Source organism: Corynebacterium glaucum, assembly GCF_002287505.1.
Lineage (GTDB): Bacteria > Actinomycetota > Actinomycetes > Mycobacteriales > Mycobacteriaceae > Corynebacterium > Corynebacterium glaucum.
The window spans coordinates 1,103,475-1,121,712 of sequence record NZ_CP019688.1 but is presented as its reverse complement, the minus strand read 5'-3'; the positions used below and the strand labels follow the sequence as shown (position 1 = coordinate 1,121,712).

Annotated in this window: 17 protein-coding genes; 6 read left to right on the top strand and 11 right to left on the bottom strand. The window is 61.2% G+C overall.

All coding sequences use genetic code 11. From position 1 onward, the window contains the following. Positions 1 to 3: 3 nt before the first annotated feature. From CGLAU_RS05510 to CGLAU_RS05500, 3 genes are all read left to right on the top strand, one after another. Positions 4 to 585, top strand: a complete 582-nt coding sequence (locus tag CGLAU_RS05510; RefSeq protein WP_157731278.1) for a hypothetical protein — start codon at positions 4 to 6, stop codon at positions 583 to 585. Next, positions 575 to 1,411, top strand: a complete 837-nt coding sequence (locus CGLAU_RS05505; protein WP_157731277.1) for a PrsW family intramembrane metalloprotease — start codon at positions 575 to 577, stop codon at positions 1,409 to 1,411. Before CGLAU_RS05510 ends, CGLAU_RS05505 begins: the two co-directional genes overlap by 11 nt. A 319-nt stretch (positions 1,412 to 1,730) precedes the next feature. Then, positions 1,731 to 2,792, top strand: a complete 1,062-nt coding sequence (locus CGLAU_RS05500) for a glycosyltransferase family 4 protein (RefSeq protein ID WP_095659821.1) — start codon at positions 1,731 to 1,733, stop codon at positions 2,790 to 2,792. A 5-nt stretch (positions 2,793 to 2,797) separates the two neighbouring features. Here the strand turns inward: CGLAU_RS05500 and CGLAU_RS05495 are convergent, their stop codons facing one another. The 9 genes from CGLAU_RS05495 to gatC form a co-directional block, all read right to left on the bottom strand. Beyond that, the gene (locus CGLAU_RS05495) at positions 2,798 to 4,180 is read right to left on the bottom strand and encodes a polysaccharide biosynthesis protein (protein WP_157731276.1); all 1,383 of its coding nucleotides are present in this window, start codon (positions 4,178 to 4,180) and stop codon (positions 2,798 to 2,800) included. A gap of 74 nt (positions 4,181 to 4,254) precedes the next feature. Continuing rightward, positions 4,255 to 6,195 carry a prolipoprotein diacylglyceryl transferase gene (locus CGLAU_RS05490; protein WP_095659819.1) on the bottom strand — a complete coding sequence of 647 codons (1,941 nt, stop codon included), beginning with the start codon at positions 6,193 to 6,195 and terminating at the stop codon, positions 4,255 to 4,257. Further along, positions 6,195 to 7,265 (bottom strand): glycosyltransferase, encoded by a 1,071-nt coding sequence (locus CGLAU_RS05485; protein WP_095659818.1) that lies wholly within the window; start codon positions 7,263 to 7,265, stop codon positions 6,195 to 6,197. Before CGLAU_RS05485 ends, CGLAU_RS05490 begins: the two co-directional genes overlap by 1 nt. 4 nt (positions 7,266 to 7,269) lie before the next feature. Continuing rightward, positions 7,270 to 8,862 carry a sugar transferase gene (locus tag CGLAU_RS05480; protein ID WP_095659817.1) on the bottom strand — a complete coding sequence of 531 codons (1,593 nt, stop codon included), beginning with the start codon at positions 8,860 to 8,862 and terminating at the stop codon, positions 7,270 to 7,272. Positions 8,863 to 9,214: 352 nt separating this feature from the next. Beyond that, on the bottom strand, positions 9,215 to 9,736 hold the full coding sequence (locus tag CGLAU_RS05475; RefSeq protein WP_095659816.1) for a mismatch-specific DNA-glycosylase: 522 nt from the start codon (positions 9,734 to 9,736) through the stop codon (positions 9,215 to 9,217). Continuing rightward, positions 9,737 to 10,768 carry a 6-phosphofructokinase gene (locus CGLAU_RS05470; protein WP_095659815.1) on the bottom strand — a complete coding sequence of 344 codons (1,032 nt, stop codon included), beginning with the start codon at positions 10,766 to 10,768 and terminating at the stop codon, positions 9,737 to 9,739. A gap of 10 nt (positions 10,769 to 10,778) precedes the next feature. Beyond that, entirely contained in the window at positions 10,779 to 12,119 is a 1,341-nt protein-coding gene (locus tag CGLAU_RS05465) for an MFS transporter (protein WP_232507219.1), read from the bottom strand. Then, positions 12,109 to 13,605, bottom strand: coding sequence for an Asp-tRNA(Asn)/Glu-tRNA(Gln) amidotransferase subunit GatA (gatA, locus tag CGLAU_RS05460; RefSeq protein WP_095659813.1), 1,497 nt, complete (start codon positions 13,603 to 13,605; stop codon positions 12,109 to 12,111). Before gatA ends, CGLAU_RS05465 begins: the two co-directional genes overlap by 11 nt. Positions 13,606 to 13,611: 6 nt before the next feature. Further along, entirely contained in the window at positions 13,612 to 13,911 is a 300-nt protein-coding gene (gatC, locus tag CGLAU_RS05455; protein ID WP_095659812.1) for an Asp-tRNA(Asn)/Glu-tRNA(Gln) amidotransferase subunit GatC, read from the bottom strand. 123 nt (positions 13,912 to 14,034) lie between these two features. On the opposite strand from gatC, the gene CGLAU_RS05450 reads away from it, so the two are divergent. Beyond that, complete coding sequence (locus CGLAU_RS05450) at positions 14,035 to 14,700, top strand: ACT domain-containing protein (RefSeq protein ID WP_095659811.1); 666 nt, start codon at positions 14,035 to 14,037, stop codon at positions 14,698 to 14,700. Between the two features lie 19 nt (positions 14,701 to 14,719). On the opposite strand, the gene CGLAU_RS05445 is transcribed toward CGLAU_RS05450, so the two are convergent. Both CGLAU_RS05445 and CGLAU_RS05440 read right to left on the bottom strand, forming a co-directional pair. Further along, positions 14,720 to 15,373, bottom strand: a complete 654-nt coding sequence (locus tag CGLAU_RS05445; protein ID WP_095659810.1) for an ABC transporter ATP-binding protein — start codon at positions 15,371 to 15,373, stop codon at positions 14,720 to 14,722. Beyond that, entirely contained in the window at positions 15,373 to 16,353 is a 981-nt protein-coding gene (locus CGLAU_RS05440) for an ABC transporter permease (protein ID WP_095659809.1), read from the bottom strand. The genes CGLAU_RS05445 and CGLAU_RS05440 overlap by 1 nt, the downstream gene beginning before the upstream one ends. Before the next feature lie 122 nt (positions 16,354 to 16,475). Here CGLAU_RS05440 and CGLAU_RS05435 point away from each other — a divergent pair, with 122 nt between their 5' ends. Further along, positions 16,476 to 17,624 (top strand): sensor histidine kinase, encoded by a 1,149-nt coding sequence (locus tag CGLAU_RS05435; RefSeq protein WP_095659808.1) that lies wholly within the window; start codon positions 16,476 to 16,478, stop codon positions 17,622 to 17,624. A gap of 26 nt (positions 17,625 to 17,650) precedes the next feature. Continuing rightward, positions 17,651 to 18,238 carry a response regulator transcription factor gene (locus CGLAU_RS05430; protein WP_095661062.1) on the top strand — a complete coding sequence of 196 codons (588 nt, stop codon included), beginning with the start codon at positions 17,651 to 17,653 and terminating at the stop codon, positions 18,236 to 18,238.

Here is an 18,238-nt window from a genome sequence, read left to right as displayed (position 1 = left end):
CGAGTGACTTCACCTATAGATGTTATTGACGCTGATAGAGTTATTCCGGTTGAAGAGCAGCGCTCAACACTCGTTACTTTGGTGGCCGCGGTGCTCCTTGCAGCTGTTGCAATGGGGGCTCCCATACTCGTCGCTCGCAGTCATCCCGGTGACGATGACGTCGCCAGGGAAACGGCAAAGAAACCAGTTTCGCTGGCGGGCATCACGGTGCCGGGACGCGATGGCGGCGACTTGGTGTGCCGCAGCCGCACGAGTTACAACGACTCTGTACAGCGGTGGACATGCGGGGAAACCGTGGTGACGGCGAAGTCCGGAGGAACCACCGACGATCCGGATCTCGCGTTGGCGCGCTACGTACGCATGCAGCTTCTCGACCGCGAACCAGATACCAGCGACGTGGAAGACCTCGGCGGGGACGCACGCCTCAAGCGAGCTGATCGGCCGAAGGGTCGGCTCGTGGCAGTCTCGGTCCCCCAGGAAGAAAGCTCCAGCGTGTATTTCACGTTTGCCGGTGGTGATCCTGACGCGCTGGCGCAACCGCTCATCGACGATATTCGCAGCCAGGAGGATGCCAATGTCCGCTAAGAACCTCGCGCGAATTTTCCTGATTGTCTTCATACCAGTCGGGCTCTTTGTCAGCACTCGGTCGCTGACACATGCGCCGGCAAGCAACGCCGCCTGGGGCATGGCCCTCGCCTGGGCTGCGCTACAGGCGCTCTTCATTTGGCTCGCTGTGCGACGCCATCCTGGTCGTCCAGCAAACCGCTGGTTCTGGTGGGCGGGGCTCATCGCCGGAATGGCCGGCGGGATCGCGATCCCCTCAAACGGGGCAATTTCGTCTTTGCAGTCCGCATTTGATTGGCCCGAGTGGGTAGCTGCGCTTCTGACTCCTTCCGCGGAAGAAACTGCGAAGGGGCTCGCGGTGTTGTTTGTAGCGATCGGGTGTGTCAAGGTCCGCAGGCCGATTGAGGCCACCGTGCTCGGAATTGTTGTCGGTGGCGGATTCTCGATCATGGAAAACATCAGCTACATAACCCAAACCGCACTCCAATCGCTTACTTCGGACGTGGATGGTGCCCTCACGGGTTACCTCGGGCGTGCGTTGGCCTGTCCATTCAGCCACAGCATGTATGCGGGCATCCTGGCATGGGGCATTGGATGTTTTATTTCTCGCACGGATAAAGACCTTGGCTGGCGAGTCAGGAAGCTAGTGACGTGGTTCGCTTTGGGCTATGCCGTTCACGCCGCATACAACGCCCTCCCCGCGTTCGTAGCATCTTTCAACCCAGATGCCCAGGGCCTCGCACTGGTCGGTGCCACGGCGCTTCAATGGATTCTCGTCATCTGGCTGTATATCCGCTCACGCAAGATCGGCCGTCGTCAAGAGCCGGTCGGCACACTTGCCGGCTAGGACACCTCCTTCAGGAAGCTTCAGGGTTCGTGCCGCCGGCGCGTAGTAGTAGTCCGGAGGGCACCGCAAATGTCTACGCAAACGGCACCCCTACGCGTCTAGAATGCGATCCTGTCAATAGAGTTCGCACAAGTCGCGGACTACTTCTCCCAGTCCCCGCGAAGTAAAGGTCCCACCTCCACTAGCCAGGACGAAAGCACTAGACCAAAGACCCCACCCCGACTATGGTGAGTTTTCAACGACTACCTATGATGTTGCCGTGCAGAAATTATCAGATCTCAAGACAACCGCACTTGACGCGAGTGCGAGCACTTGCTGGGTGCATTGGGGAAGGACCGGCGGCGGTCCACGCTTCCTTCTTGAACTGATCGAGGGAGATCTTCTCAACACCGGGGCAACCCTGCTGAGCTACAACCCGGACGCCGAAATCGCACCGCGGCTAGAGACTTTGCCAGTACCTTCCATTGCGATTCCGACATATAACTCCAACCTTGGAGTCATCCTGGGACTCCCCCGCTTGGCGTTCAACGCACTCCGGATGCGTCGCTGGCTCCGTGCACACAACGTCAAGCGCGTCGTGGGCGTGATGGAGAGCGTATACCAGTCCCTGGCACTGCCGCTGCTTGTGCCCCGCTCGGTGGAGTACGTCGCCTGCATCCACGATGGGGAGCACCATCCCGGCGAATCCAACTTTGTGCAGCGCCTGGGACGGATCATTGAACTGAAGTTCGCAGACCGGCTCGCGACTTTCTCTCCCGCAGTGCGAGAGGTACTGAAACAGCAGTCGCAAAAAAAGATCACCGTCGGTTCGCACCCACCGTTTGGCCACCGAACAGATGGGGTTCCTGCTCGCCAGTTCCCCACTGGCAGGCCGTTCATTTTCGGGATGTTTGGCCGGCTGCAGAAGTACAAGGGCGTGGAACTCCTTCTCCAGGCAGCAGAGATCCTTCGCTCAGACCCGCAAGTGCCTGAGTTTCAAGTGCGAATCATCGGGTTCGGCCCAGAAGAACACCTCAAGGTCTCGCCGTTGGGGAACCAGGCTGAATGGGACATCCGTTGGATCCCAGAAGACGAAGTCGACTCGCTGGTCAACAGCTTCGACGCGATGATCCTGCCTTACACCTCGGCGAGCCAGTCTGGACCGATAACCTTGGCAAAAGCGAATGCCATTCCATGCGTGGTTACACCAGTAGGCGCATTGCCAAGCCAAGCGGATGGTCTCGGTGCCGTCGCCACCGAGACCAGCCCCTTGGCTGTCGCTGAAGCGATGCGCAGTGTACTGCAGCCGGAGATTTACGACGGCCTGAGTGCTGCAGCAGTAGAGCAGCTACGCACCTCGCAAACGTGGGCGCAGCTCGCTGAACTCATCCGCGAGGGTTAGTAGGTTCAGTCCCTGCGGTCGCGCCGCTGGTTCTGTGGAGCATTCACCCCGTCGCGTGTGGCAAACGGCGGGAGAGTTCTCTCCCAAACCACTTCTGGCGCTGGTGTAGCCTTCAACGCCGCTGACAAGTTCGTGGGTGCATTCTCGTCACCGTTGCCGTCAGCCCGACTTTGAGTGCCGGCGGGAGGCGCAGTAAGCGCCGAGCCAGAGACTCCGTCGGTGACCTGCTCGGCCGCCTCGTCCTCTTCTTCGGAGACCTGAGCTGCGGCATCAACCTGGGAACGCTTCGGCGGCAAATACGTGATGCCAATCAGCCAAATCGCAAAGATGAGTTGCACCGCGCATACAGCGATGAAAAGCTTCTCGTCGCGCATCGCGAACAGAGGGATGTGGCAGCCAACGCGCAGCAGCGACCACACCAAGATCGTCTTATTCCGGCCCATGAGGAACGGCATCTTCCCGGGCACGGTGGAGGACAAGAACGCTGCCGAATAGAGGCTGCCGCTCACGATGATCAACCAGCTGTACTCGCTACCGTACAGCACGTAGATGAGCAGCGTCTGGAACAACCCGGTTGCCAAAGCGAAACCGATGCCGGCCAACTGGCTGCGTTTCACCCAGACAAATGCTTCATCGAGCTGCGAATTCCGCAAAGCAAAAGAAACCTTCGACTCAAAGACAGGCGCGAGAACCTGTGAGCCGACGGTGGCGAATCCGCCAGCAATGCGAACCACGATTGCCCACATCTCTTGCAGGTGTCCCATCAGCGGGGTGAAGAACCCGTTGATTTGAAAGCCCATCTCGGCCACGACCGTGGAGCCCACGACTGGGGAGCTCTCCTTCACATACGCAATGCCCTCGGGGCCGAAGGCTTGACGCGAATGGCTCCTCACAAAGCCGTGCACTTTGTTATCCGCTCGGCTCAGCATCCACACCCCAATAACTGATGTGAGCACGAAAGCAACGTAGATCAAGCCTGCACGGCTGGGAACGAAGTATACCGCCGCTGCTGTGAGCCCAATGTTCAACACCCCGTATATGAGACGCCCAGTCCCGTACGCGCCGAGCTTGTTCTCCGCAATAAGGATGGTCACCGCCATGAAGTACAGGCCGTGGCTGATGATGAGGAAACTCGCTGCGAGAGCAACGATCGCCCATCTGGAGCTCCACAGCGCAATGACTCCGGCTAACGCCAACATCACAACAGTCGCCCCGACTAGCCCCCAGAAAGAGGTTGCGGTCGCAATCCCCTCCTGCTCTCGCCGAATGCCCAGGTAGCGCACGTTGAAGCAGAGGAACCCAACTTTATGCAAGACCGTAGCTAGCGAGAGTGGAACGAGGAGATACGCAAGCTGGTCGCCGCGCTGCGCGAACACAGGCAGAAGCATCGCGAGGAAATTTAGACCCTGCCCAATCGTCGCGCTGCTCACCGACCGCAGCGATTGCAGGTCCTTCAGCCCCTTCAACGAATCTCGCGTCCTCGGTGGTCTTCCACCGTCTCAACGATGAGCGGCGGCAGGGAGGTAACCCAGCGCACGTCTGGTCGCAGATTCGCCTTCGCAGCACTAATCGCCCGTGCGAGCTGGTTCGAGACCGTCGTGGCGGCACCAGAGACCATGAGACTTTGCCGCACCAACTCAGCCTTTTGCGGTTGCGCCCCGTGGTCGTCGATCGCGATGGCCTCGTCCTCCTCAATGACAGCCTCAACCTCAACTTCTTCGATCGGCTCAGCCACAATCACATCGGCTTCGATGTCAGTCTCTTCATCAGCGGCCTCACTATCCTTAAGTTCGCTTTTCTCGTCAGCAGGCTGAGGGATTATCGACGATCCCCTGCTCTCGACCTCGTCCTCGACAGGCCGCGAGCCAGGTACCTCGGTTGTCTCCTGTACGACAGCGCCACTTGGTTTCTCTGGCGCGGTCGCAGCAGCGTCGTCCGGCTCGATCTTGGAGGATCCACCCTTCGCGGGCTGAGCCTCTCTATCGTCTTGCGCTGCGCCTTCCTGTGCTTTGGTAGCCACCGCAGTAACCAGCACGGGATCCACTTCTGCGGCGGCTTCCGAGTTACCTCTACGTTCCAACTCGGCAAGCCGGATCATGTTCAGCAGTGCCAAAGGCTGCGCAATGCGATCGAGTTCTTCCGTCGTACCCAGCTCGGTACTTGTCGCCGACGGGCCCGCCTCGAGCGCCTTCATTTCGCCTGGCACAATGAAGGACGGCACCGCGAAATCCGTCCCATTGGATTTCAGCTCTCTCGGATTCCCAAAGTTGATCATCCAGAGCGCGAGGATGAGCGGGATGAATGGAGTGAGGTGGCGCAGCGCTGAACCATAGTCAGGCTCGAACAGGCCCTGCGAGACGAGGAAGCCGGACAATAGCGCAATCAACCGGTGTGCGAGCACAGGGCGTTCGAACTTGCGCAAGAACAACCTCAGAAAAGCGAATCCCCACAGTGAAATGAACAGAACCGTGTTAACAAGGTAGTACAAGCTCCCGAGAAGCAGCATCGGAACGGGAAACACCATCGTTAGCATCACCAGCAGGTTGTTCAGCGCACCCGCAAACGGTTCAGCGGAACCGTCCACGAACCGGGTAATCATTGTCCCGGCCTCTGCGGCACCGCGGTCGACATTCACCGAGGTTCGGAAGAAGTCGGGTGATTGGCCGAGCAAGACAAAGATCGCGATCGAGCATGCGAGGTTCCCAGCAATGAGGAGAGCCGGCAAGGTAATCACGGTCAACCGCTTCAGCGGCACTATCCTGAGCGCGATGTAGGCCATCGCCAAGAAAATCCAGTATGGACGGAACGTCCCTGCCACCAACATGATTGAGGCAACGATGAGGAGGTCACCCGACCAGTGACTTGGCGCGGAGAGAAGAACGCAGATCAGGGCGACGATTGAAACAACGATGAGTTCCTTGGTGTACGTTCCGACAAACGCTCCGGATAGCACCAGGTAGCCAAACAGCGCGACAGGCGCAAACACTCCTCTTAGACCTTTTGAGGGAACAAGGGCGAACGCTGCACCGGCGGCAGCGATGAATACGCCAACCAATCCAGCCGCAATCGGCTTCTCTACCAAACCGAGAGCGGTATAGACGTTGGCGATAGTTCTATAGGATCCGCCCTCGTCAGTCTCCATGCGGGCAAACTTGAGGATCAGCTCCGCGTCGTTTCCAAAGTTGCTGCTGAGCAGCCATTCTCGGTTAATGGAGATATATGCTGCGATCGCGGTACCGAAAAGCACCCACAACACCGTGGCCCACAGCGGCCATTGGAATTGTTTGACTTTGAAAAACAGGTGCTTGAACTGCGCCCACCTGGTCGCTGGCTGCTCGTCGGCATGTTTCGCTTGCGGATTCACATCCTCGGGAGCTTTCGTGCCAACGTCTACGAGAGTCATTACCGCTTGCGCCTTCTCCTCGCAGATTCGTAAGCCGACAGAAGCGAATCCCGCTGCTGTTCTTCCGTGTACGTTTGTTCAACCGTTGACCAGTCGACAGATCCCGGGTTCTCTAGCGCGGTGTGAATTGCCTTGACTGCCGATGTGGCGCTGTCAAACCTCGCCTCATCCGGGCACTCGGCTAGAGCTGGAATGTCGGAAACGACGGTGGGGATACCGATCGCACGAAACTCTAGCACACTCATAGGAAAACCATCCCAACGAGAAGTATGGACAGCCACATGTGAAGAAGCAACTCTGTCAAATAGCGCCTCGCGATCAAGCCACCCTAATACCTCGATGCCGCTACTCTCTACCATTTCCCGCAATTCCGGCTCGCCGTCCCCCGCCCAGATGCACCTGATTCCTTCAGGTTCGAGCGCCTCGGCAATTTCACACGCCATCTCCGGGTAGCGAGGCGAAGTAATCCGACCAACAAAACACAGCGTCGGGGTAGACGCTCGCTCGGTATCGGCCCAGCGCGGTAGCTCTGCCACTTTAGCGTCGGGCAAGGCATTTGGAACGACTTGGTTGGGAACGCGCGGATTCAACTCTCTCAGCAAGGAACCCTCATGGGTGGAGCATCCAGCGAAAACGGTAGTCAGTGGTGACAGCGCCCGCTCTGCGGTGTGGAAAACCTTGCGCTTCCACTTGGAGATGTCCTTGCGCTCGGTCGACAAACCGTGCGGAGTGTATACCACCGGGGTGCGGGTCAATGCTGCCGCAAGCCGCCCATAAACCCCTGCAAAGCTCGAGTGTGCGTGTACTACGTCTGGCTCCAATTCACGGATGGTAGCGACCACCGTCTTCAATGCTGCGACATGGCTTTCGGGGAGCGCAGCGGTGTACACAAACAATCCTTCGTCCGGACCGGTGGCCGCGTTGATCTGGCGCCGCTCGTTCCACAACAGATTATGCTCAACCGACATGTCGAGTGCCGCATACCCTTGAATCGCGGTTCGAGCTCCCCCGCCGAACGCCTCGGTGATATGTAGGACGCGGATAACGGAATCAGTGTTCTCTTTCGCCATTTCTTTAGTACGCACCTCGAGAAAGCAGCACTGCGCTGAAGGTCTTGAAGAAAATAGTGAAATCCATCCAGATGGTCCAGTTGTCGACGTAGTAGAGATCCAGGTTTTCTGCCTCCTCTGCACTCAGGTCAGATCGACCGTTGACCTGCCACAGGCCCGTGATACCCGGTTTGACCTCGAGGCGCATGCGCATATCGGGGCTATACATGTCAACTTCGTTCGCCAACGCTGGACGAGGGCCAACGATGCTCATCGTGCCATTGAAAGTGTTGAAGAACTGCGGGAGTTCGTCGATGGAGGTCTTGCGGATGAATTTGCCCACACGGGTGACACGGGGGTCATCTTTCATTTTGAACAAGAAAGCACTCTGCCCCTGCTCTTTCGCCAGTTTCTCGCGAATTTGATCGGCATCGACTCGCATGCTGCGGAACTTCCACATCTGGAACGGCTCGCCGCGGAGACCAACGCGGGTGCTTTTGTAGAAGATCGGGCCGCCGTCATCAAGCTTGATTGCGATCGCGGTAATGAGCAGGATCGGTGAAATCAGCGTCAAAATAACGGCCGAGCCGATGATGTCCATTGCGCGCTTGACGAACCCGTTAACGCGATTGAACTTCGGCTTCCTGAGCTGGATTGCGGTGCGGGTGCCCACACGCTCGTGCTTAACTCGGTGCCCTTCGATGCCGCCGATCATCGGGTCGACGTATACGCGAACGTCGGTCCCCTCCAGCAGCCACATCACTCTCCTGATATCCCGGTCGCGCAGATCATCCAGGCTGGCGAGCCAGACAGCATCAAAGTCGCCGTCAAGCACCTTGTCCGCGATATCAACGACGGTGGAGTAGGTCGTGACTGGAACCTCCTTTTCTTCTCGTAGGAGCGGGGCGTTGATCCCGTCTGAGATCATCACGCCTGCGATCTCGTGCAACGGGAAGCGTGCTTCAAGGTCATCACCGAGCACGTGAGAAACACCGGAGGCTGTGCCAACCACAAGAAGCTTGACCGGGTTGCGCTCCAGCACCCGGCGACAAACCGCAGCGGAGATGCCTCGTCCGATCAAAAGGAAGACGACGGCGAGCGAGCTAGCGAGCGGAAGCGTGATGGTCAACAGGTAACCGTGAAACATCACGCCGATGGCGAAAAGAAATGACGCGGCGTACACACACGATCGCACTACAAGACGCGTCGAGCGATGCACATCCAGACGCGTGTGCCAGCGGTAGGACTTGTTGATCCACAATGCGATCACGTAAAGGGCGACAAAGGGCACCGCCGAGATAATGCTGACCCGCGTTGTTTGCGTTGCGTCGGGCGTGACAACCCAGCTGGGCCAGTAATCACCCAAGATCAATCGAGCCGCAAACCAGGAAACAAGCAAGGCGGTGAGGTCCACCGCTTGCGTTATGTAGAGAGTGAGACGAACGTTGCGTTTAGGGACGGTGCGATGCGCGACCCGGCGGATCTTAGTTGTCGACGTGCCGTAGATTGGCTCCTTTTCGTTTCCGTCACGGTCTGGGCCGACTTCTTGGGGTCCCGAGATGGTTTCATCGTTCTCCATCGAGGAACCCCCCTTCGCGTGGGCATGCACAGAAGTCATGAGTTAGTCCTTGGTCGGATTTCGACGTTCGACCATTGCATACTAACAGAATTTTTATAACGTTCATATCACGATTTGGCAAAGCCGAATGCTGCCACCCAGCCAACCGGGCCACAGAGAACTAAGCGGGCATCCAACCCAATGAATTCAAATCCACCGAAAAGTGAGGCATGCCCCAACCCTCGCTGATTGAGCAACCGCGCAACCGTTCCTTATATGTTTCGAAAAGCACGAATACAGAAGACGATTGCGGATAGCAGGCTGAAAGCCGCCGGAGCGCGAGCGGGCCTAGGCTAACCCGTGACCTTGCCGCTTATCACCGGAAGGGACACACCGGGATCAAGCCAGGTGGTCAATCATCCCCCATTACGGCTTCGTAGACCTCGCGATAACTTGCGGCGAGTGAGTCCACCGTTTCGTGGGCATTCAAGCCACTGGGATTTCCGACGACCCAGACTTCCGCAGATCCGATTGGGTCTGGTTGGAGACCACGGGATGCACGCGGCCGTCGAAAAGCAATCCGAAAAGCTCCAATACCTGCAACCATGAGCCCTGCCGGTTGGAATTGCTCAACCTTGCGGACGAGGGCCTCTCCCCCGTGGCGGAGCTCATCGTCGGACAGCTCGCTCGCCTTCGCGGTGAAACGATCGGCAAGGTTTGTAAATCCGATGCCTTGAGCTGCGAGCATGTCGGAATCTTCGACAGACAAGCCGTTCCGGGCATCCACAAGATACGGGGTTATGCCCGCTGCGTACATGGCTGGCCAGAAACGGTTGCCGGGGTGTGCAAAGGGGGCATCGACGGCCTCTGAACGCCCGCCCGGGTTGATGCCAACCACCCACAACCGCGCGTCCGCGAGATTGCGATCGTGCATTTAGCCGAACATGCTCTTCGCGGTTTGGTAACGGCCCTCCGGGACCTGCTTGAGATGCGCGACGGCCGTTTCGAGCGGGACCAGCTCAATGTCCTCGCCGTGGAGCGCGACACAAGTATCGAAGTGGCCCTCGTGCGCGGCGCGTGCGGCATGCACGCCGTAGCGGGTGGCCAGCACGCGGTCATACGCAGTCGGGGTACCGCCACGCTGGATGTGGCCGAGGACGGTGGTGCGCACGTCGTAGCCCAGGCGCTCCTTGATCTCGTCGGCGATGATCTGGCCCATTCCGGTAAACGTCTTATGGCCGAACTCGTCTTCTTCGCCCAGGCCGGCATCCATGGTGCCTTCCTTAGGGATCGCGCCCTCGGCGACGACGATGATGCCGTACTTCTCCCCCATCTGGAAGCGGCGCTCCATCGCCTTGCAAATGTCGGCGATGTCGAACGGCTCTTCCGGGATGACCGTGTAGTGCGCACCTCCAGCCATGCCGGCGTGCAGCGCGATCCAACCGACGTGGCGGCCCATGACCTCCACGATGAGGATGCGGTTGTGGGATTCTGCGGTGGTATGGAGACGATCGATGGCGTCGGTGGCGACTGAAACGGCGGTATCGAAGCCGAAGGTGTAATCCGTCGCCGCGACGTCGTTGTCGATGGTCTTGGGCACACCGACGACCGGGATGCCGTTGTCGGAGAGCCACTTGGCACCCTTGAGCGTGCCCTCGCCGCCGATGGCGATCAGCGCGTCGATGCCGGCGTCGTCCAAGTTCGCCTTAATCGTGTCGATGCCCGCTTTGAACTTATCCGGGTGGAGGCGGCCGGTGCCTAAGATGGTGCCGCCGCGCAACAGGATGGAGTCGATGTAGGCGTCGTCGTACAGGTCAACTCGGCGATCTTCCATCAAGCCGACCCACCCGTCCAGGTAGCCCACCACTGTGGACGAGTACTCCGTGTTGGCCGTGCGCACAATCCCGCGGATTACGGCATTCAGGCCCGGGCAGTCGCCGCCGGATGTCAAAGTGGCAAGTCGCATGGCTGCCAGCCTAGCGCGAAGCCAGAGCGCTGGCAGTGCGCGGGGGATTCGCCACGGTGCGACTGAGCAGCAGTGCGCTGACCACGCCAACGAGGAACGCGACAAGCGGCAGTGCCATCGCTGGAGCTGCGGTGTCGGCGATCTCTCCGGTGGCAAGTACCGCGCCAACGAGCGCCACGCCAAGCACGCTGCCCACCTGGCGGGAGGTGTTGTACAAGCCGGAAGCTGCACCGGCGTCAGCCTCTGGAATGCCGCGCATGGTCAACGCTGCGTTCGGAGCCCACACGAATGCGCTGCCCAACCCAAGGAGCGCTGTCGTGAGACCGAACCACGCCGGCTCCGCAGAGCCCAGGATCAACGCGATAGCCAGAGCAATAGCTACCGCCTGCACGGCGAACCCGGCGACGCAGAGACGGCGCGGGTCGCGCTTGTCCGTGAGATAGCCGGCGACCGGAGTTGCCACGAATGCAACCACCGACATCGGCGCAGTGATGAACCCCGACATCGTTGGGCTTGCGCCGGCGACAGTTTGCAGCCAGTACATCATCGGGATAAACATCGAGGCTACCGAGAAACCCATGGCGAAGATGGCGACAGTGCCAAACGCGAAGGTGCGATCTCGCAGCAGGTACAGCGGCAGAAAGCCCTGGTCCTGGCCGTTGCGAGCGGCCAGGACCAGCAGTGCTAAGCAGAGCACACCGAAGAGGATGCTGAGCCAGCCGCCGTACTGAATGCCGTACACCAGCGAGCCGAGGCCGCCGAAGGACAACAGCACACCCAACACGGGCACGCGTACCTGCGCCTTCGGAAGTTGCGGAACCCAGATCGCCGCAGCCAGCAGCGCCACAGCGCACAGCGCCGCTTGGACGAAGAACGCCGCGCGCCACCCCTGCGACTGCGCGATCGCGCCACCGACAATCGGGCCAAGCAGCGACGCTACGGAGCCGATGACACCCCAGGCTGCGAACGCGCGGCCTTGAAGCTGCTCCGGGAACACCTTCGGCAGGACCGCGAACGCCTGCGGCAGGAAGATGGCCACGCCGAGGCCCTGGGCCGCACGGCCCACCACGAGCGCCGCAAAGGACCAGGATGAACCTGCCAGCAGCAGGCCGGCCGCCGTAATTGCAAGCCCAAGAAGGAACATCCGCCTGTGACCAAAAGCGTCACCTAACCGTCCCGCGGCCGGCATCGGCGCGACAGAGAACAGCAGGAACATGCTGGTCAGCCACACAGAGTTGGTGACCTCGAATGGTAAGAGCGGGGTGACCACCGGCATAAAGCCCTGGTCGAAGAGGACTAGAAAGTACCCAGCGGAAAGGGCCGCGAGGGTACTCCAGTGGTTAGTTCTCACTTGCCGCGAGACCAGCCTCAACTGCTGCGCCTACCCGGTAGATCCGGTCATCGGCAAACGCCGGCGCAATCAGCTGCAGGCCGACCGGCAGACCAGTATCGCTGGCCATGCCCACCGGCACCGACATGCCCGGCAGCCCAGCCAGGTTCAGCGGCAGGGTGAACAGGTCGAAGTTGTACATCGCCAGCGGATCGTCGACCTTCTCGCCGAGCTTGAAAGCCGTCGACGGAACAGCGGGACCAGCGATGACGTCGCAAAGCTCAAAAGCCCTCTCGAAATCCTGGGCGATAAGGGTACGCACGCGCTGAGCCTGCAGGTAGTAAGCGTCGTAGTAACCGACCGAGAGCGCGTAGGTGCCCAGGATGATGCGGCGCTTGACCTCGGAACCGAAACCCTCGCCGCGGGTGATCGCCATGACCTCTTCGGCGGAGTGGGTGCCGTCGTCGCCGGTGCGCAGGCCGTAGCGCATGCCGTCGAAACGAGCGAGGTTCGAGCTCACCTCGGACATCTGGATGATGTAGTACGCGCCCATGACGTCGTCGAAGCTCGGGCAGTCGACCTCGACGATTTCCGCGCCCTGGGCCGCAAGCTGCTCGTAGGCTGCATCAATGCGCTCGCGTACACCATCCTGGGTGCCCGGGCGGTTGAACTGCTTGATCCGGCCGATCTTCACGCCGCTCAAATCACCCTTGGCACCCTCTCGCGCGGCATCAGCCAGAGAGGGCATTTGCTTATCGACGCTCGTGGCGTCGAACTCGTCGTGCCCGCCGATGATCTCGTGCAACAGCGCAGTATCGAGCACGGTATTCGCGCACGGGCCCACCTGGTCGAGCGAGGAGGCACAAGCGATAACGCCGTAGCGGCTCACGCCGCCGTACGTGGGCTTGACTCCCACGGTGCCGGTAAGCGACGCCGGCTGGCGGATGGAGCCGCCGGTGTCCGTACCGATGCCGAGCGGGGCCTGACCAGCGGCGAGTGCCGCCGCGGTGCCGCCACCGGAACCACCCGGTACGCGCTCAAGGTCGTGCGGGTTCTTCGTCTTCTTGTACGCGGAGTTCTCGGTCGAAGAGCCCATTGCGAACTCGTCCAAGTTCGTCTTGCCCAGGATCGGAATGCCAGCCTCGCGCAGCTTCTTCACGACGGTCGCGTCGTACGGGCTCATGTAGCCCTCGAGCATTTTCGACGCCGCAGTGGTCGGCGCATCGGTGGTCACCAACAGGTCTTTCAGTGCCAGTGGCACACCTGCGAGCGCGGAGGCGGGTGTACCGCCCTCATTTACTTGTGCGTCCACGGCATCGGCAGCTGCGAGCGCTTCCTCAGGACCGACGTGGAGGAACGCGCCAATCTCGCCGTCGGTCTCCGCAATGCGGTCCAGGAAGGCCTGCGTGACCTCGCGGGAGGTGATCTCACCGGCCTGAATCATCGCGGCGAGCTCGTGTGCCGGCTTGGACACCAAGCCCTCAGTTGGCAGCGTGTATGTAGTCATGCTGTGTTACTCCCCCTCGCCGAGAATCTGCGGAACCACGAAGCGGTCATCTTCAACTGCGGGTGCTTGATCCAATGCTTGTTCCTGAGTCAGCGTGGTGCGCTGGATATCCTCGCGCATCTCCGCCTCCACCGAGTGCGGGTGGCTCATCGGGATGACACCGTCAGTATCTACCTGCTGCACCGCAGAAACGGCCTCGATGATGGTGTCCAACTGCCCGGCGATCTGGTCAAGCTCGTCGTCGTTCAGCGCGATACGCGCCAAACGAGCGATGCGCGACACCTCGTCGCGTGAAATCTCAGCCACTACTGATTCCTTCAAGTCGCGTGGTTTTGCAATCAACGGCTTCATCTTACGGCACCGTCTGCAGCCGACGGACGGCGGGAACCAGCACCCGCAGCGAACGCGCCGGGTGTTATAAAAGGAGCCATGGCCTACCTCATTCGCGTGTCCATTCCGGACGTCCCCGGCAGCCTAGGCGAGCTCGCCGAGGCCTTCGGGTTAGCAGGCGCGAACATCAAGTCCGTCGACATTGTGCACACGAGTCCCGACGGGATGGTCACGGACGACATCGTCGTGGAACTTCCCACCGGGACCATGATCGACGCGGTGATTACCGCGTCCGCCGAGGTGGAGGGGGTCGAGGTCGATTCGATCCGCCCGTTTACCGGTCGCGTTGACCGTCGGGGACAAGTACAGATGCTGGCCCGTGTTGCGCAGGAAGCGAGAAGCCGCGAAGGCGCGCTGAATGAGCTTGTGGACTTGATGCCGCGGACCATGACTTCGTCTTGGGCTGTGGTGCTGCAAAGTGTTGGCGACGGTATGGAGCGCGTGGCCGCCTCGGACGCGGCTCCAGGCGACGACGGCTCCCGGCCTCCGGTGATCGAACTCGACGGACCGCGGGTGCTGGACGCCGAGTCTGAGCCGTGGGTACCGGAGGGGTGGGGCCTGTTGGACACAGCCCTTGCGGTCGCACCGTTGACCGGGACCGACCTCGTCCTTGTAGTCGGCCGCGTGGGTGGGCCGGATTATTTGGCGTCAGAGGTCACCCATATCGGCGACCTTGGCGCGATCATCGGCGCGATGCTGCGCTAACCCAGCGCATGCAGACCGTTTAGACCAGCGCTGCTGCGCGCTTATCCATCTCGAAGACGGCATCGCCCTCCGTAATCAGCGAGCGGTCGTGGGTCACGAATCCGCAGGCAATGCCGCGATCTTCTACCAGCCAGCGAAGCAACGCGACAATGTCCTCGGAACGCTCGTGGTCCAGTGCGGCGGTGGGTTCGTCGGCAAGCACTAGCTCCGGCTCCCCCATGAGCGCTCGAGCGATGCCGACGCGCTGGCGCTGCCCGCCGGAGAGCGCCTTCATGTCGCGGTCGCCCAAGTCCTCGAGGCCGACGGCGGCGAGCAGCTCATCGGCCCTATTCTTGCGGGGCTTCATGCCTCGCAAGTGGTCGGTGACCAGGAGCTGGTCGCGGACGTTGAGGGCGGAGATGAGGTTAGCTTGCTGGAAGATCATGCCGATCTTGTCGCGGCGCACCTCGTCATTGATCTCTACCCCGCCGAGCGTGGCGGTGCCGGAATCGGGCTGAATCAGGCCGGCTGCGACTGAGAGCAGTGTGGACTTGCCGGAGCCGGATTCGCCAACGACGAAGGTGAGCTGGCCGGGTTCTGCTGTGAAGTCCAAGTTGTCGAGTACGGTGAGGCGCTCCTGGCCGTCTTGGAAGGTGACTGTGACGTTGTTGAGCTCGAGATTGGCGTTTGACATTACGCGACACCTCCAAGTGCGCTTTGCGGGTTGATTTTGGTGATGGAGCGGGTTGCCAGGAGTGCACCGGCCATGCCGAGCACCCACACGGCGACCGGCGGCGCGGCGATCACAGGCGCGGAAAGCGTGAAGGGCGCGACGCCGGCCATGGCCATGCCGATGCCGAAGGCGCCGAGGCCGCCGACCAGGACACCGAGTGCGAGCAGTACTGCGGACTGGCCGAGCGCGTCCTTCATCAGGTACTTGTTCGATGCGCCGATGGCCTTGAGGATTGCCAGGTCTCGAGTGCGCTGCATGGTCCACACGGTGAGGAACGCGATGATCACCAGCGCCGCGATGGCGTAGAGGAAGCCTTGGATGAGCATCAACGATCCCCGCTCGGAGCCGTATGCCGCCAGACCCTGGAAGGACTCCTTCAGGCTCACGCCGCCCTCAATGTGCGCGTCCTGAGAAAGCAGCACGGTGCCGTCCGCGTCGGTGTGGAACGCCTGCTGCCAGATCTCGGTGGGCACCCAGATCACCGGAGTGTGGGAGAACTGCAAGTCACCTGTGACCGTGTCGACGGTCGTCTCGGCCGGGCCGATACGCACCGACTCGCCAGCGGCAAGCCCGATCGACTCCGACGCGACAGCGCCGCTGCCCAGCACTTCACCGCCAGGTAGCTCGGTGCCGCTCGGCAACGCGAGGACGGCGACGGAGTCCTCTTCGCCGTCGGCGGCCTGCATCAGGGTTTGGCCGGTGCCCAGCGGCACGGTGCCGTCCTTTGCGTCTACGCGGGAAGTGGTGAAGGACGGATTCTCCGGGTCCTCAAACACCACAGCTTCTGGCGCGAGTGCCTCCAGCGCAGACGTGTTCTGCTTGCCCAGACCCGAGGTCAGGCCGGTAAGGACAACAACGAGAAGGGTGATCAACGCGACGGTGCCAACGATCAGCCCGAAGCGCCCCTTCGCTTTCTTGATTTCTCGAATTGCTACGAACATGGCTCCGATTGTGGCGCTGACCAGGGCATTGAGACATCGGGAAGCCGGTTGAAATCGGAATCAACCGATCGGTTGATTCGCCGTCCCCCTAGCTGTAGGTGCTGCGCGCTAGTGTTGCGCGCATGAGCTCGAACCGGATCTTGGCCACACTGCGCGTGAGCCTGCACGTGCTCGTCGCCGTCCTGTTGGTGGTGGGACTGATCGGCACCCGCTCGTGGCTCACGATGTGCGTAGTCACCGCGTTCGCCGCCATCTACCTCTTCGGCACGGTGCACCAGAACCGCGGTCGCGCCTACACACACGGCCAGGCGGCTGTATGGCTCACCGCGGTCATCGTGCTCTGGATCATCCTCGCCGCACTCTCCCCCACCTTCGTCTGGCTGGAGTTCCCGCTGGTCATGGTTGCGTGTTTCGTCTTGCCCACCGGGTGGGGGCTCGCCGTCACCGCAGGCCTGTTGGCCTACACCCTCACGGTCACCGTCCCAGGAAGCGGCATCGGCGGCCTCATTGGCCCCACGATTGGCACGATTTTGGCCGTCGGCATCGTGCACGCTTACCAGGTGCTTCGCGCCGACGCGGAGCACTACCGCCAGCTCGCCGCGGATCTGCAGGCCGCCCAACTCGAGCTCGCCGCCGCCGAGCACGCGGCCGGAGTCGCCGAGGAGCGCTCGCGCCTCTCCCGCGAGGTCCACGACACCATGGCTCAGGGCTTGAGCTCCATCGTGTTGCTCGGCCGAGCTCTAGACAAAGAGCTTTCGCTTATCGACGCCCCCACGTCCGCCCACGACACGCTCACCGTCATTCGAGAGACCGCCGCCGATAACCTCTCGGAAGCCCGCCGCTTCGTCTCCGGCAACGCGGCCGGAGCAGTAGGTGACGCGCCCGCCCCCGAGCCGCTGACCGCGCGCATCGAGCGGCTCGCCCGGGGCGCGGAGGCCCGCCAGCGCGCGCTGGGCACACCGTTGGATGTCCGCGTTAACGCTGTTGACCTTCCGGAACCGGCGGCATCGGTCACCGAACGCATCGTGCGCGAAGGCTTGAGCAATGTTGTGCGTCACGCTGGGGCCAACGTCGCTGTTGTGACCGTCGATAAGCTTGGTGCCCAAGCAACCGTCGATATTTACGACAATGGCCGCGGCATCACCGGCCCGGAAGGTTTCGGTCTGAAGGGGCTGCGCGCGCGGGTGGAGGAGGCTGGCGGGGAGCTCACGGTTGAGGGCAACGTGCTCGCAGCGACGTTGCCGCTCAGTGGGCAAAAGGAAGGACGATAGTGCAGGGTTCAGAGAAGTTGCAGGTCATGCTTATCGACGATCACCCTGTCGTCCGTGCAGGCTTGCGAGCCGTTTTGAACTCGTTCGGCGACATCGAAGTGGTGGCCGAGGCCGCCGACGGGACCGCCGAGGTGCCTGCGGGTGTAGACGTGGTAGTCAGCGACATTCAAATGCCCAAGGCCGACGGCATCGCCTTGACACGCCGCCTGGTGGCAGAGGGCGGACCGCCGGTGCTCATCCTGACCACCTACGACACGCAGGCAGACGTGGTCGCCGCTGTGGAAGCCGGGGCGATGGGTTACCTACTCAAAGACGCGCCCGAGGACGAACTACACGACGCTGTGGTGCGTGCCGCCCGGCGCGAACGCGCGCTGTCGCCGCAGGTGGCAAATGTGTTGGCGGAGCGGGTGATGCGCCCCGACGGAGCGCTATCCGAGCGTGAGATCGAGCTACTGCAGGCTCTGCAGACGGGTGCGTCGAATCGGGAGATTGCGCAGCGGTTGTTCATCTCGCAGGCGACGGTGAAGACGCACCTGATTCACATTTACTCCAAGTTGGGCGTGGACAACCGCACTGCTGCGGTGGATACGGCGCGGCAGCGGCGCATCATCTAG